Source organism: Halalkalibacter alkaliphilus, assembly GCF_023555415.1.
Taxonomy (GTDB): domain Bacteria; phylum Bacillota; class Bacilli; order Bacillales; family Bacillaceae_D; genus Halalkalibacter; species Halalkalibacter alkaliphilus.
Genome location: NZ_JAKRYL010000009.1, coordinates 59,283 through 74,960 on the forward strand (window position 1 = coordinate 59,283; position 15,678 = coordinate 74,960).

At 38.0% G+C, this 15,678-nt stretch carries 12 protein-coding genes and 1 riboswitch; of the genes, 7 read left to right on the plus strand and 5 right to left on the minus strand.

Annotation, left to right across the window (positions count from 1 at the left end):
• Positions 1 to 28 precede the first annotated feature (28 nt).
• The 3 genes from MF646_RS10315 to MF646_RS10325 all read left to right on the plus strand — a co-directional run bounded on the left by MF646_RS10315 (position 29) and on the right by MF646_RS10325 (position 3,222).
• On the plus strand, positions 29 to 1,030 hold the full coding sequence (locus tag MF646_RS10315; protein WP_250096415.1) for a DUF3231 family protein: 1,002 nt from the start codon (positions 29 to 31) through the stop codon (positions 1,028 to 1,030).
• Positions 1,031 to 1,303: 273 nt separating this feature from the next.
• Positions 1,304 to 1,897, plus strand: coding sequence for an SET domain-containing protein (locus MF646_RS10320; protein ID WP_250096416.1), 594 nt, complete (start codon positions 1,304 to 1,306; stop codon positions 1,895 to 1,897).
• A gap of 11 nt (positions 1,898 to 1,908) precedes the next feature.
• The gene (locus MF646_RS10325; RefSeq protein ID WP_250096417.1) at positions 1,909 to 3,222 is read left to right on the plus strand and encodes a YheC/YheD family protein; all 1,314 of its coding nucleotides are present in this window, start codon (positions 1,909 to 1,911) and stop codon (positions 3,220 to 3,222) included.
• A 128-nt stretch (positions 3,223 to 3,350) separates the two neighbouring features.
• Here the strand turns inward: MF646_RS10325 and MF646_RS10330 are convergent, their stop codons facing one another.
• Entirely contained in the window at positions 3,351 to 3,845 is a 495-nt protein-coding gene (locus MF646_RS10330) for a hypothetical protein (protein WP_250096418.1), read from the minus strand.
• Positions 3,846 to 3,884: 39 nt separating this feature from the next.
• Positions 3,885 to 3,971, minus strand: a riboswitch (cyclic di-GMP riboswitch).
• 338 nt (positions 3,972 to 4,309) lie between these two features.
• On the opposite strand from MF646_RS10330, the gene MF646_RS10335 reads away from it, so the two are divergent.
• The 3 genes from MF646_RS10335 (at position 4,310) to hprK (ending at position 8,353) form a co-directional block, all read left to right on the plus strand.
• The gene (locus MF646_RS10335) at positions 4,310 to 5,698 is read left to right on the plus strand and encodes a YjiH family protein (protein ID WP_250096419.1); all 1,389 of its coding nucleotides are present in this window, start codon (positions 4,310 to 4,312) and stop codon (positions 5,696 to 5,698) included.
• A 158-nt stretch (positions 5,699 to 5,856) separates the two neighbouring features.
• On the plus strand, positions 5,857 to 7,044 hold the full coding sequence (locus MF646_RS10340; protein ID WP_250096420.1) for an aminotransferase-like domain-containing protein: 1,188 nt from the start codon (positions 5,857 to 5,859) through the stop codon (positions 7,042 to 7,044).
• Between the two features lie 373 nt (positions 7,045 to 7,417).
• Positions 7,418 to 8,353: an HPr(Ser) kinase/phosphatase gene (gene hprK, locus MF646_RS10345; RefSeq protein ID WP_250096421.1), complete on the plus strand. Its 936-nt coding sequence runs from the start codon at positions 7,418 to 7,420 to the stop codon at positions 8,351 to 8,353.
• Between the two features lie 119 nt (positions 8,354 to 8,472).
• Here the strand turns inward: hprK and alr are convergent, their stop codons facing one another.
• From alr to MF646_RS10360, 3 genes are all read right to left on the minus strand, one after another.
• Positions 8,473 to 9,627: an alanine racemase gene (alr, locus tag MF646_RS10350; RefSeq protein WP_250096422.1), complete on the minus strand. Its 1,155-nt coding sequence runs from the start codon at positions 9,625 to 9,627 to the stop codon at positions 8,473 to 8,475.
• Positions 9,628 to 9,793: 166 nt separating this feature from the next.
• A complete protein-coding gene (gene ald, locus MF646_RS10355; protein ID WP_250096423.1) occupies positions 9,794 to 10,930 on the minus strand; it encodes an alanine dehydrogenase in 1,137 nt (378 codons plus the stop codon).
• Positions 10,931 to 11,060: 130 nt separating this feature from the next.
• Complete coding sequence (locus MF646_RS10360) at positions 11,061 to 12,302, minus strand: PucR family transcriptional regulator (protein WP_250096424.1); 1,242 nt, start codon at positions 12,300 to 12,302, stop codon at positions 11,061 to 11,063.
• A 175-nt stretch (positions 12,303 to 12,477) separates the two neighbouring features.
• On the opposite strand from MF646_RS10360, the gene MF646_RS10365 reads away from it, so the two are divergent.
• On the plus strand, positions 12,478 to 13,899 hold the full coding sequence (locus MF646_RS10365) for an alanine/glycine:cation symporter family protein (protein ID WP_250096425.1): 1,422 nt from the start codon (positions 12,478 to 12,480) through the stop codon (positions 13,897 to 13,899).
• A gap of 45 nt (positions 13,900 to 13,944) precedes the next feature.
• Here MF646_RS10365 and MF646_RS10370 read toward each other — a convergent pair whose 3' ends face one another.
• Positions 13,945 to 15,363, minus strand: coding sequence for an FAD/NAD(P)-binding protein (locus tag MF646_RS10370; protein WP_250096426.1), 1,419 nt, complete (start codon positions 15,361 to 15,363; stop codon positions 13,945 to 13,947).
• Positions 15,364 to 15,678 lie beyond the last annotated feature (315 nt).

The following is a 15,678-nucleotide window of genomic DNA, read 5'->3' on the forward strand; positions in this document are numbered from 1 at the left end:
CAGTTATAGTAATGGGGTGAGGGAATTCATGGAAAATAACCAACATATAGGTATGACTTCAATAGAAATTGGTGCCTTGTGGAGTGCATACTTTTCAGAAACTACAACAAAGTGTATGATAATTCATTTCTTAGAGAACGTCGAGGATCCAGATATTGAATCACTTTTAGTAAATGCACTTAACATCTGTAACAAACGTATTCCTAAGATTAAAGAATTGCTTTCAAAAGAGAATGTCCCTATTCCTCAAGGATTTACTGATGAGGATGTGTATTCAGGAGCTCCGCGTCTTTTTTCTGATCCCTTTTACCTCTATTATATTTGGTTTATGAGTAGTATGGAATTACAAGCTCATTCATTATCAATGGCATTGTGTGCCAGATCAGATGTGAGCGATTTTTATCGTGAAGTTTTAAATGGTTCTGCTGATACAGATACGAAGTCGCGAGAGTTAGCTTTGAAAAAAGGGTACTTTATTCGTGCACCATACATTCCGACTCCACAAAAAGTAGACTTTGTAAAAAAGAAAAGTTTTTTAACGGGCTGGTTTGGCGAACGAAGGCCTTTACATGCACTTGAAATAACTCATTTATTTAAAAATGCGATGACAAATACAATAGGCCATACATTAATAACAGGATTCAGCCAAGTAACCAAATCAAAAGACATTCGTAATTTATTTGTAAGAGGAAAAGAAATTGCAGCTAAGCATACGAACATATTTACTTCAGTCTTAAAAGAAGAAGAACTTTCTTCTTTTGAATCCTGGGCTGCATATGTAACTGATTCAACTAATCCACCATTTTCTGAGAAGTTGATGTTATATCATATTACTGCATTAAACGCAGTAGGTATAGGTAACTATGGAGTATCTATGTCAGCTAGTTCAAGAAGAGACCTTGGGACTCATTACACACGTTTAATGGGAGAAGTCGCACTGTTTACAGATGATGCAGCCAACCTTATGATTGAAAAAGGTTGGCTGGAACAACCTCCACAAGCAGCAAATCGAGATGAATTAGCAAGATAGTTTATAATAGTTATCAATGAGAAGGAATGTAACTTAAGAATATAAAAACAACAAAAATCACGGAGACCAGGGTAATCAGGTCTCCGTGATTTTTAGTTTTTCAAGTCCTAGGGGACAACTCCATATTTTTCACTAGCAAAAACATAGAAACATAAATTTACAAAATAAATACTAGGTTAATTCACCTATTTCTTCTAATTGGCTATGAGGTTGAACGGAAAAAAATGGGACGACATATTATGAAAAGAAAAATGAACAAAGGAGATGTCAGCAATGATTCATCCAGACACAGAGCTTCGCTATGTAAATGATGAAATAGGGTTTGGAGTGTTTGCGACTAAATTCATACCTAAAGGTACAATAGTTTGGGCGTTAGATGAGCTTGATCAAGTGCTCGATCCCTCTTTCGTTGAAAGCCTTGATAATGAGAGGAAGAATCAGGTGAAAAAATATTCATATATAGATAATAAGGGAAGATATGTCCTTAGTTGGGATATTGGTCAATATGTGAATCATAGCTTCAAGGCAAACTGTATAAGCACACCATATGATTCAGAAATTGCTATACGAGATATTCAACCAGGAACACAATTAACGGATGAGTATGGATGTTTGAACTTAGAGGAGCCATTTGCTTGTATACCTGAGGAAGGAATCGAGAGAACCTATGTTAGAAAAGAAGACTTACTTGAGTATTATAAAGAATGGGATCAATTGCTTTTAGATGCTTACCAATCTTTTGATAAAGTTGAACAGCCGCTTGGGTTCTTAATTCCAACTGCTTATAGAAAGAAAATGACACTTTCCGGTAAAAAACGACAAGTGATTGACTCAATCAAAACCCTTTATTTTGAAGACAGGCAATAGGGGGGAAAGAAATGGAGTTTATTACAATAAAGGCTATAGAATCTCCTGATTACGTCATTAGAATAAGTCATAAAATAGCAAAAAAGCTTGGCATAAATAATAAAAGTAAAGTATTGATTTGTTATGGAAGTCGACAATGGGAAGTAGCGGTATTTATAAATGACAATATGCCTCAAGAAGTTGTTGAAATCGATCAAAGTAGCATTGAAAGATTAATGATTGATACTGAATACAACTATAACTATCGATTTGAAAAAGGGAACCTAATTATTGGGCCTTTAATAGGTTTGCTATATACTCATAAAAGACGGTATTTAAAAAAGCGTTTTTCTAACGAAGAAAAGAAGAGAAAATATGATCCTTACGCAGAAATGATGAAAAAGTTAGGTGGAATAATATATGTATTTGCTACGGATCAAATAAACTATGAAAAAGAAGAAATAAAAGGATTTGTCTATAACGCCAAAACATCTAATTGGGATGAAAAAGTGTTTCCATTACCTGCTGTTATATATCGTAAAGTATCTGTATCAGATGAATTAAAAAGTAAAATGAAAGGGAAAGTATTAAATTCATTTCGTTTTAATAAATTTGAATTCTGGGAAATGCTGAAGGTTCATCCTGATCTAGCCGCACATTTACCTGAAACAACTGGTGACATTAGCAAAAGCAGTTTAGACGCTCTATTAAAGAAATATGACAAGGTTATATTAAAACATACGAAAAAGAAATTAGGACACGGAATTTATTTAATAACAAAGGAGAAAAATAAATATATCGTAACAAAGAACTTAACTTATGACTCTATCTATTTATCTATGAATGAAATGGTAGAATTCCTAGAGGAACATAAGGATGATTATATACTCCAACAATTTATCTCTCTAAAAACGTATGACAACCGAAAAATTGACTATCGACTAATATTTACAAAGAATATAAAGGAAAAATGGGAATGTAAAGGTATTCTAGGTTGGTTAGGTGCCGTTGGGGGTTTTACCATTCATACGTTAGTTGAAACAAATGGACGGACGCTTGAAGAAATGCTAAAAATTCAATTTGGTTACAACTCAAAACAAATAGCGAGAAAGAAAAAAGAAATGATTAAAATTGGAAGAAAAATTGCTACGGCATTAGATTCAAACGACTCTCCGTATATAGATTTTGGCTTTGACTTTGGGTTAGATGAAAATGAAAAGGTATGGATTTTTGAAGCAAATGTTTACCAACAGTTGTGGTCCCCTCTTTATCTTGATGACTATGATATGTATGATCAAATAATTGATAGTATTGTAAGGTATTTAGGAAAAGAAGCTATGAGTTAGGTTTAAAGAATTTTACCAGGACCTTCGAAACCTTTTGTTTATTTTTGTAAAAAAAGAGCTAGTAATTCAATTCTAGCTCTTTTTTATGCAGTTGTATTTCTTTCTATATATCAGTAAAGATATTATCCTTACTGCAATGCTTTACCATTTACATAAAGTGTATTAGTACTTGAAACTAGTTCAACCTTTGTAACCTCATGTCCAGAGTTACCTGGGAATGTTTCACCTACTTTAGGAATATTTCCCGCCTCAGTTTTTTCACCGAAATTGGTTAAATTAAAGCCAGTAACTTGTTTTGCTGTTCTTGCGTCATACGCTACATTACCAGTTACTGTAGAAGTTCTTTTATGCTCAACCAAATGAGTTTTTTCACCCTTCGTACCTTCTCCAGTAGTCCATTCAACGGTTACTTCAAAGCTTTGTACAGACTCATAAGTAAAAGCAAGCTCTCCAGCATTATCTTGCAATTGCTTATTATTGAAGCCTAATGCTGTTTGAACGTCACCTTTACCAACAAATCCTTTTCCAGTTTCAGAATCGAATGAAACAGCTGCAAATGTAGAACTTGCAAATAATGACATTGCTAAAGCGCCTGCTGCTAATCCAGTTAAAATCTTCTTCATAATAAAACTCTCCTCTTAAATAAAATTAATTTGAACATTAAATAAGAGGGCCGGTTACACCACTAGCTTCATATAACCTTAGGTGTCCAAATTAAAAGGCTATACTTCATCGCTTCCCTAAGAAAAAACATTCAGGACTTTGCGCCTGCATTTTTCTGTGGCCACATAGAATATAGTGCATTGTCTCTAAAATGAATTATATATTCAGTGTTAATAATTGGGAAGTATTTTATTTCGACAAATTTCCGCCTTATGTGTGGGTCTTAAGTATCGTTAGTTGGTAACGGCAATATTTATTCCATATTACCGTCAATTTCGACTCTGTAATGGAGAACTTCTTATTCTTAATAAAATATTTCCAAACCGGGAAATAATGTTGCATAATTATACATAACGATGATATATTACTTATTATCTAAAAAAAGCAATGTTATGAGAAATAGAATAAATGGGAGAGAACATATATGGAAGTTGGGAAAATACAAAAGGTAGAGGAATTTAGTAAGAAAAAAGAGTTTACAGCAAAGCAATATATGAAGTTTTGGCTGCCTTCATTAATTGGGGTGTTACTATTTCTCGTGCCTATTTCAGTAAATGACAAGGTGACAATCGGATTAGGAGTGTTAGCAGATGCCTTGCAAGGTGCTATAGCTGATTACATTCCTTTATTTATGACGATCATACTTTGTTTATCGGCTGTTGGTAGTTTAGTAGTAAAATTTACAAAAATTGAAGCTATTAATAAAAGTTCTTTTTTAAGTAGTTTATTTGATATTACACCATTCTGGGTAACCTTGAGATGTATTGGGGCGGTATTTGCTGTTGTTACATTGATTGAAATAGGTCCTGAATTCATTTGGTCAAGTTTCACAGGTGGGGTTGTCCTCTATGACTTAATACCCGTATTAATGGTTTGGTTCTTATTTGCGTGTTTATTTATGCCGCTTTTGCTTCAGTTTGGGTTGATGGATTTTATTGGGACGTTAGTACGTAAAATCATGTTTCCATTATTTAAACTGCCTGGACGTTCATCGGTTGATGCATTAGCATCTTGGATGGGAAGTGGAACTGTAGGCGTTTTATTAACGACACAACAATATGAATCTGGTTATTATACAAAGCGAGAAGCTTCTGTTGTTGCAACGAATTTCTCCATTGCATCGATTGCCTTTAGCCTTGTTATCGCGAAGTTTTTAGAAATTGATCATATGTTCATTCAATTTTATTTTACAGTCATTATAACAGGGATCATCGCTGCTGTTATTTGTCCGAGAATTCCACCGCTTTCACGTAAAAAAGACGTCTATTATGAGCCAGTAGGGAAGCAAATAGAAGAGGTTGTTCCAGATGGCGTGTCTAGTTTCAGCTGGGGAGTCAGACAAGCTGTTGAAAAAGCGAGTCAAGTGAAGAGTTATCGCAGTGTCGTAAAAGGCGGAGTCCAAAATGTTATTGATATTTGGTTCGCGTTAATTCCATTAGTTATGGCGTTAGGGACGATTGCTCTTATAATTGCGGAGTTCACTCCTATTTTCACATATTTATCTTATCCTTTTGTTCCATTCCTTCAGTTATTGCAAATTCCTGAAGCACATGCTGCTGCTCCAGCTATGATTGTTGGCTTTGCAGATATGTTCTTACCAGCTGTAATTGGAAGTGGAATTGAGTCCGAGCTGACACGTTTTGTTATAGGTGTTATGTCTTTAACACAGTTAATTTACATGTCTGAAATTGGAATTTTATTATTAAAGTCAAAAATTCCACTTTCATTCGTTCAATTATTTATTATCTTTTTACAAAGAACGATTATTACGTTGCCAGTTGCTGCAGCAATGGCACATTTCTTATTTTTCTAAAATAGGGTAAAGTAATAGTGATCAATTTGAACTGTAATAACATTTTAGTTTAATATAGTGAAAAAGCATTGGTGTCCACCAATGCTTTCTGCTTATACATAAAAATACCTTTATCTGAATATGTCGCAAGGAAAATGAACGGAAAGGTGAATGATAAAGTGAAAATCGAATCCTTTTTTTCTGAAAGTATAAAAGCTGCGCTTAAGAATGATCCACCTGGTGAGTGGATGCCAAGTCTACCAGACGATTGTATCCGGCTAAGCTCGGGTTATCCAGCGCCTCATCTTGTCCCTGTTTTGCAGCTGGAGGAAGCTGTTGTCAGCCTCCTTAAAGAAGAGCAAGACCTACCACTTCATTATCTAGGAAGTCCTAAAATGGCAAAGCTCACAGAGCAGATTAAAGAAAGATCTGTAGAGCGCGGGATGCGTTTGTCAGAAGGTGAACTTTTAATTACATCTGGTGCATGCCAGGCGATCGACCTCATTGCTCGTATTCTCATTGATGACCAAACACTCGTAGCGATCGAATCTCCAACGTATATGGAGGCGTTGGAAGTATTTCAGAACTACACAGAGCATTTTATCAGTATTCCGGTAGATGAGTATGGTCTCCAAACGGAGCAATTAGAAAAAGTACTAGGAGAAAGAAAAAGGAAAGGTCTTAGCCTTCCGCGTTTTTTATATACCATTCCAACGTTTCAAAATCCAACAGGTACGACGATGACAAAAGAGCGCCGTAAGCATGTATTAGAGCTTGCATCCAAATATAATTTTCTTATTTTAGAAGATGATGCTTATGGAGAACTATACTTTGACGAGCATTCGATGCCATTAAAAGCAATGGATAAAGAAAGCCGTGTTCTTTACGTCGGTTCTTTATCTAAAGTAGTTGCACCAGGAATGCGAATTGGATGGGTAGCAGCAGCACCTGAGTTCATTAACGCTATAGCTTGGTTTAAAAAGGATTTGGATCATCCGTTTGCTCAAGCGACAATGGCTTCCTATCTGGATCGTATTGATTTGAAAGACCGACTCAACATGTTGCGTGACACGTATCAAGAGAAATGTAATGTGTTGCTTTCTGCACTCAAACAATACTTGCCCAAATCAGTTTCTTGGTACGTTCCAAATGGAGGTTACTTTGTGTGGGTCAAAATTGCAGGGGTTGATACGTCGCAATTGTTAGATCATGCGCTAAAAGAGGGTGTCTCCTATGTTCCTGGTAAGTACTTTTTCTTAGATCAACAAGAAGGAACGGAATATCTTCGCCTTTCATTTAGTTTTGCTGATGAAAGTGAAATTGTCGAAGGGATTCAAAAGTTGGGTAAAGTTATCGAAAGGAACTAGGTTTTTAGTGGGGGTTATGTTTTTACTGAATACAGAGTAAATTCAAGAGTGAGTTGTGAAGAAGCACTCTCGAAACAAAGTTTTACATCCGGTTGAGATGCCTCGTATAGTTAGGTTTAGTTACTAATAAATATCAACTGTATTGATCCCTGTATTATGGGTTTCAGTGCGGTTTCTTTTTTTATCTATAAAGCGAACGCCTGCAATTCCAATCAGATTATGTTTTTTCATTTGTATAAAATTAAGTGTCGGCGCAAAAAGGTCTAATATTTTGGGAGTTACACTAAACAGGTTAAAATGATAAGTAAGGTATAATAAAATTTATAAAAAGCTAAAAGTTATACTACTGTGTACGATACGGAGGAGTTTGATAGTGAGAAGCATTACAGTCGAGGAACTAGCTAACAAGTTTTCGTTAAAAGTGTTAGCTGGCGAAGATCAGTTACAGAAAACAATTACTCAATCACATGTACATCGTCCTGGCTTGGAATTTGTCGGTCATTTTGATTTTTTTCCGACAGAACGAGTTCAAATATTAGGGAGAAAAGAAATTAACTATTTGCATAAGTTAAGTCATGAGGAACGGAAAGTTAGGATTGGGAATATCGTCCATTATCATCCGCCATGTTTTATCGTGACAGCTGGTGAAGAAGGACTTACATATTTAACTCATTACTGCACAGAAGAGGGTATCCCTTTGTTAGTGACAAATAAAGTAGAAACAACATCTGAATTTATTATTATGTTGGATGCATATTTGCTAAAGAATTTGGCGCCTGAAATGTCAATCCACGGGGTTTGTTTGAATGTGTTTGGTGTTGGAATTTTACTTCGAGGTCAGTCTGGAATAGGGAAAAGTGAAATTGCACACACATTAATTGGTCGTGGACATCGTCTTGTTGCTGATGATGTCGTAGTTTTAAGAAAGCTTAGTCCACGAACAATTTTAGGAACCCATGATGAAAAAACAAAGGAATTTTTGGCTCTTCGCAGTATCGGTTTATTAAATGTTGTTAGGATGTATGGTCGTAAAGCATTTCAAGATGAAACAAGAATTTCACTAGATATTAACTTAACGAAATGGCAAAAAGATTCGTTGAATAATGAGTTGGAGCATGATGCTGCCTTTACCGACTATATGGGGGTCAAGGTTCCTTCCATTGAAATCCAACTTCAGCCTGGGCGTGACGTAGCAGGGCTTATTGAAGCTGCAGCTAACAACTGGTACTTAAGGCAGCAAGGGTATAGTGCTGCAGAGGAGTTTATGAGCAGGATTGAGGCAGACTTGTCGAAAGAAGGGAAGGAATGAAATCTTTTGCCTACTAGTCTCCCAGCGGTGGACGAGTGGGAAAGAAGAAGCAATGTGCGGAGCCATTGCTTTTTAATCGAGGCACTGAGAAAGGTTGGTTTGTACCTTTTTCAGTGGCTTCAGCGGGTAACAAATGGAGTCATTACCAGCTCTATTCCAGATTTTGTACATCCCTCTTCATAATACCTCGGTACACGTTTACTAATCGAACAAACCACCTCATAATTAATCGTTCCGGTTACTTCAGCCATTTCATCGATTGGAAACTCAACACTATCTCCAGCCTGAACATCAGCTAGATCCGTTACATCAATCATTGTTTGGTCCATACAGACTCGCCCGACAATATGAGCTTTTTGCCGATTAACTAAAGCAAAGCCTTTATTAGAAAGAGCTCGCGATAATCCATCTGCATAGCCTATAGGCAGAGTAGCAATGGTGCGATTAGCTGGCAGTGTATACGTACGACCGTAACTAATTGAAGAGCCTTCATGAAGCTTTCGTAATGAAACAATACTTGAGTAAAGCCGCATTGCTTGCTTTAGTTTCATCGGCATCTCAAGAGATACATCTGGTTTTAGTCCATAGAGGCTTATGCCAACACGAACCATGTCTAGGTGTTTATCCTTATGAAAAAGAGTTCCAGCGCTATTGCAACAATGTTTTATTGGTACGAACATTCCCTTGTCTTCTAGTGCATGAATGAAAGCAGTGAACCTCTCAAATTGTTGATCGGTATATGTGGAGGCAGGGGAGTCTGCTTCGGCAAAGTGAGTAAATAGGCCTTCGACTTTGATATTGTGATGAAAAAGTGGTGTAGCGAGGTCAAGCAATTCTTCTGTCGTTTGAACACCTACTCGTCCCATTCCTGTTTCTACTTTGATATGAATCTTTATGGGGGTTTGCTCTAAGTTGGCAAGTTCTATTAATGCATCCCGTACTTCAACTGAGAAGACGGTTACAGAGATGTTGTTTCTGACGGCTTCTTTCAGAGCGTCTGGTGCAGTATAACCTAATACAAGTATCGGTATATCAATTCCTGCGTTTCGAAGTTCAAGTGCTTCATCTAAAATGGCTACACCTAAATAGGCAGCACCTCCGCGTAAGGCTGCTTTCGCGGCTTCAATGGCTCCATGGCCATAACCGTCGCCTTTGACGACAGCCATAAGCTTGCAATCAGGAGTCTGTAACCAATTTTTAAATGAAGCTGCGTTTTCTTCGATTGCCTCTAATGAGATTTGAGCATATGTATTTCGATAGCTGCTTACTTTCATTTTGTAAACCTCCTTTAAGCAATGAGCGAAGTCGCTACATCTTTTAAAAGCCTTGAGAGGAGTGGGGGTCTCCTCTCAAGGCGCGTAGTGAACGTAGCCATTGCCATCTCTTTTTCGATCTTTTGGGGCAGTCTCCTAAAATAACTTTATTAGTATAATATATCTATTATGCTAAAACTGTTTCGTCTTTACGGAGTGCATTCTCCACAGAGACAAGTTCATAGTCAAGGTCACGAGCTACAGCATTGTATGTTACATGTCCATTTGCAACGTTCACCCCAAGGGCTAGTGCTTTGTTCTCTGCTACAGCTTGTGCCACGCCTTTGTTAGCAATTTGCAATGCATAAGGAATGGTTACGTTTGTCAAACCGATCGTTGAGGTGCGCGGAACAGCACCAGGCATATTGGCTACTGCATAATGAACGACCCCATGCTTTGTATACGTTGGATTATCATGAGTTGTAATTTGATCAGCTGTTTCAATGATTCCACCTTGGTCAACAGCTACGTCAACAACAACAGCACCAGGTGCCATCGATTTGATCATTTCCTCTGTTACAAGTTTAGGTGCTTTTGCCCCAGGAATTAAGACAGCGCCGATGACAAGGTCAGATTCCTTCACAGCTTCTGCGATATTTAATGGGTTAGACATTAATGTTTGAATGTCATTCCCAAACTGATCATCAAGTTGACGAAGACGATCTGCACTTAGATCGATGATCGTAACATCAGCACCAAGTCCAATGGCAATCTTGGCAGCATTCGTTCCAACTACACCGCCACCGATAATCGTAACTTTGCCACGTTTCACTCCTGGTACTCCAGATAAAAGAATACCTTTTCCACCTTTTGGCTTCTCAAGGAATTGAGCACCAATTTGTGAAGCCATACGGCCAGCTACCTCACTCATAGGGGTAAGCAATGGAAGAGTGCGATTCACTTCAACTGTTTCGTATGCAATTGCAATGACACCACTGTCCACAAGTGCTTGAGCAAGTTCTGGCTCAGCAGCTAAGTGTAAGTATGTGAATAAAATAAGGCCTTTACGGAAGAAACCATACTCAGAGCTTAATGGTTCTTTCACTTTCATGACCATATCTGCTTTCGCCCATACATCTTGTGCTTCTTCAATAATGGTTGCACCAGCTGCGGTGTAATCAGCATCTTCAAAGCCACTGCCAATTCCAGCACTTTTCTCAACTAAAATATCATGCCCGCTTTTTGTTAGTGCTACGACACCAGCTGGAGTAATCGCTACACGATTTTCATTATTTTTAATTTCCTTTGGAATACCAATAATCATTATGTCGTCCTCCTCAGAAGGGATTTATGTTTGCTATATCGCTAGTATAAATCCCGATGAGAAAGAGCGCATTGTGTGCAACACCAAAAAATGAAAGCGTTTATTTGTTGGTTTTAACAAATCGTTATAGCTAGCTATTAATCGTTGTTCTAGAAAGTTTTATGTCTAAGTAGAGTCCAAGTTTTTGTGCAGGGTCCTTTAATTGAATCGATGTGATGTCTTGAATTCTTTTTAGACGGTACGTTAATGTGTTGACATGACAGTGAAGAGATTTAGCCGCTTCGTTCATATTGCCATCCTTATCTAAGATTACTTCTAATGTTTCTAGAAAGTTTGAACGGTTTTCTAAGTCGTAGTTTTGAAGCTTTTGGATCGCTGGACTTACAGGTAAACGGCGAATTTCCTCTGTATTTTTTAGTATATCAATGTAACGGAACACGCCTAGCTCATGGTAAAAGGTCACATTAGAGAGCTCGAGTGGAAATGCTTTTTTAAAAGCAATAACTTTAGCTGCTTCATTGTAACTTCTCTTTAGTGAGTTGTAGTTTTCATATAAATATCCGCACCCTGATTGGAGATCGGTAATTCCGAACCGGTCTTTAACTTGGGCTTTGAATGTATCAATAAAATCAAATACATCATTAAGTTCATTTTTCGTTGAGGTAGGCGAGAACAGGAAGATTAGTTGATTTCCATCAAGTGTTTCAATGAGAATATTTACTTTTTGGATCGTCTTAGCAGTGTAGACTAACTTCTTATAAAGTTCTCGATCCATTGAATCAAAGGTAAATAGAATCATACCTAATGGCTTATTCAAGTGTAAGCCAATGTTTGATAATTGGCATGCAATGGTTTGATGACTTTCTATATCCCCAGTAATGATTTGCCAAAGCAGTTCTTGGTGACTTTTTTCTTTTTTCTTCTTTTGGAGGTTTAGTTGGAGCAGTTGGTTCTTTGCTTTGCTAGCAATAAGCTTTAAGTCAGTAAGGTCTTGATCGTTTAATGTACATCCAATTTCAAGCACCCAAATATAACCGAGCACCTCTTGATTTTGACGAATGGAAATAGCAACCCGATTTCCTAGGCCGATCTCACCAATTTCAGGAATGACGAGTGGTTCATCACTTTGATTAAGAGTAGGAATGACACCTTCTTTCCAAAAACGATGAATGACTCGCTCTGGAACACGCCGGCCGATAATTGTTGAAATCCTTGCAGCATCAGTCCCTTCATCATGAGAACTGTAGGCAAGGAGATGATGATTCGCATCTTCAATTGTCACAGGACATAAGAAACGTTCGCTAATAGCATCAACAAACTCCTCTAATGAATCAAATGGACGATAAAACATCTGTCTATTTTCACTTCTCATATATGTAAACACCTCTTCCAATTATTAAAAAATCTCAATTTGTTTGTTTGAGAAGTACAATTAAAACGCTTACATTTTGTAAAAATTCACAAACATAAACGATCCTTATTATGTTAGGATAGCATAAGTAGCGTAACTACAGCAATTGAAAGCGTTATCTTACGGGAGGGGTTTTATGGATATCTTAGAGATACTAGGGAGAATCAATAACGTATTGTGGGGGCCGCCTAGTTTGATTTTGTTGTTTGGGACAGGCTTATTTTTAACAATTGCTTTAAAAGGATTACAATTTCGCAGACTTATCTATGCTTTTAAGATCGGGTTTGGTAAAGAAGATAGTAAAGATGCAGCTGCAGAAGGAGATGTAAGTCATTTTAAGGCGCTTATGACGGCACTTGCTGCAACAATTGGTAACGGAAATATTGCCGGGGTTGCAACAGCAATCACGCTTGGTGGACCTGGTGCGATTTTCTGGATGTGGATTGTTGGTTTGTTAGGTATGGCGACAAAGTACGGTGAGGCATTGCTTGCTGTTAAATACCGTGTGAAAAATGAGAATGGTGAATATTCGAGTGGTCCAATGTATTATATTGAGCGAGGGCTCGGTCGAAAGTTTAAAGGACTTGCTATTGCGTTTGCATTATTCGGTGCGTTTGCTGCGTTAGGAATAGGAAATAGTGTACAATCGAACACGATTGCTGATGTAACAAGCAATAGTTTTGGTATGCCAAACTGGGTAACGGGTGTCATTTTAATCTTACTTGTTAGTTTTATTATTTTTGGTGGAATCCAACGAATTAGTGCTGTTGCTAGTTTCTTCGTTCCGATTATGGCTTTTCTGTACATTGGTGGAGCACTTTTAATTCTTATTTTAAATTATGATATGATCTTCCCAGCATTTGAGCTTATTTTCTATTATGCTTTTAACCCTGTTGCTGCTGCGGGTGGTTTCTTAGGTGTCGTTGTATCAGAAGCTATTCGTAACGGTGTTGCTCGTGGTATCTTCTCAAATGAAGCAGGTCTAGGTACAGCGGCACTGATTGCAGGTAACGCACGTGCAGATCACCCTGTAAAGCAAGCTCTTGTAGCAATGACAGGTACGTTTATTGTAACAATTGTTGTTTGTACGATGACTGGTTTAACGCTTCTCATTACTGGTTTCTGGGATCCTTCAGGCGGTATGCTTTCTGGTGTCGCCCATGATGCAACTCTTGAAGGCGGAGCATTGACAAGTGCAGCATTCGGGTCGGTTCTTGGTGTTGTAGGTGAATACATTGTTTCCTTCTCCGTTATATTCTTCGGATTCTCAACGATTGTTGGTTGGTACGTTTATGGAGAGAAGTGTTTTGAGTATTTAGTTGGTTCAAGAGGAATTGCAGGCTATCGCCTTGTTTACATTGGAGCTTGTGGTGTTGGAACAATAGCTAATCTTGCAACGGTTTGGGCATTTGCAGACATGGCTAATGCATTAATGATGATTCCAAACTTAGTTGCACTTCTACTTCTATGGAAGGTGATTGTGGCTGAAACAAATGATTACTTTAACAATTTCTATGAAAATGCGAAAGTTGCTTCTGTAGAAAGAAAGATTGGTTGATAGTTTAGTAGAGGAGGTTCTGCTTTGAAGCAGAGCCTCTTTTTTCTAAACCCTCAACGGCCATTGGCCAACGAATTCCACTTCGTCATATTCAAAGAAATCTTTTAATATCTCATCTCGATCATCAAGGAATAACTGATCGGCGACAGCAGTAACAAGTTTTGGTACACCGAACCTCATCCCAGAAAGGGCGGATGCTGAAATACCACAGCTGATTAAGGCAGAATAATTAAATGAAAATAATCCATGCAAATATTTTTCTCCTTGTTTGTCGCGACTTAAAAAGGCAAACCCAGGGCTCAAATAAGGGTGTGCATCAAGTATAGGATTTGCTTGATGTTCGGGAGCGTGGTAGCGATCACCCCAGCGAGCAATATGATGTTCTACAAGCTTCAGCTCTGGTCGCAATGCAGGATCTGTGAGTAGACCTGTACTAATAATGAGAAAGTCAAAAGTGAATGAACTGTGAGGTGTGGTGACAATAGCCTTATTAGCATTGGCCTCTACGTTTATCCATGGTGAATCTAAATGCAGATGAAAGCCGTCCCAAGATGATGCTCGGTCAAATGTGTCGTTAGTGGGAGGTTGATTATGTTTAAAAAAGTGAGCAATAGCAGTATACTTATCCGCGTCTTCTAAAGCGTGGAATCGTTCGATCATACCCGAACCTTCCATTTGTCGGATTGGGTTAATTCGCGGCAGCTCTTTTCGACGGACGAAGACGTGTGCTTCTGCTACATCTTCTGACAATGCGAAATTAGCATTGTCAAAGGCGGATGCTCCGCCACCTAAAATAGCTACTTTTTTCCCTTTAAGTGATTCAAAGTTGATTGTCTCTGAAGTGTGAGCATAAAGGTGTTTCGGTAAGGAATCTGAAACCATTGGTGGAACGTGCCATTCTCCTCCTCCTTGGATGCCAGTGGCGAGAATAACTTTGCGTGCTAGTAGATGATCTCCCGGTGCACCAGTGCCATTAATATGCAGTCGGTGAAGACCTTGTTCAATTGGTTCAATTAGCTTTAAATTCACTTCATTTATAACGGGTAAGTTAAGTACTTTTCGATACCAACGTAAATATTTCATCCATTCGCCTCGTGGGATCTTATCGACGGCTTCCCAAGCTTCTTGGCCAAATTGTGCTTCCCACCAAGAACGGAATGTAAGAGAGGGAATACCAAGGTCTACCGATGTTAGATGTTTTGGTGTGCGTAACGTTACCATGCGTGCATACGTTTCCCATGGTCCTTCAAAGCCTTCTGGGTTCTCATCTATAACAAGAATGTTAGACACTCTCTCACGCAATAGACCAAATGCTGTTGCTAAGCCGCTTTGCCCGCCGCCAACGATAACAACATCGTAAACATGACCTTTTGGGTGTGTAAGAGGGCGCACCCAATTATCTCGGTCAAACGCTAAATATGATAAATCTTTTTTCACTCTTTCATTTAAAGCTTCTAAGCTCATGGGCTTCATTCCTTTCAAGGAAGGTAGGTTTCGCCTTTTATTCCATTTGTAAGTACGAAGCTAGCCTCGCTGTTCAATTCTATATCCCTATCTTAGTTACATCTCTTAATTAATTCATTGTTGAAAGTAACTAAAATTAGATTTATTTATTGTTTAAAATATCTTGTGGAGGAGGGAGGCTCTTTTAAAAAAATGTTTATTAAACATCTTCTATTTTTAAAAAGTCTATAGAACATTTGAAGAGCAGGCATTATATAGAATAGGGCTATCCTTTTAGAGTCGCTCTGACATTGTCAGATGATTATACATAGTAAT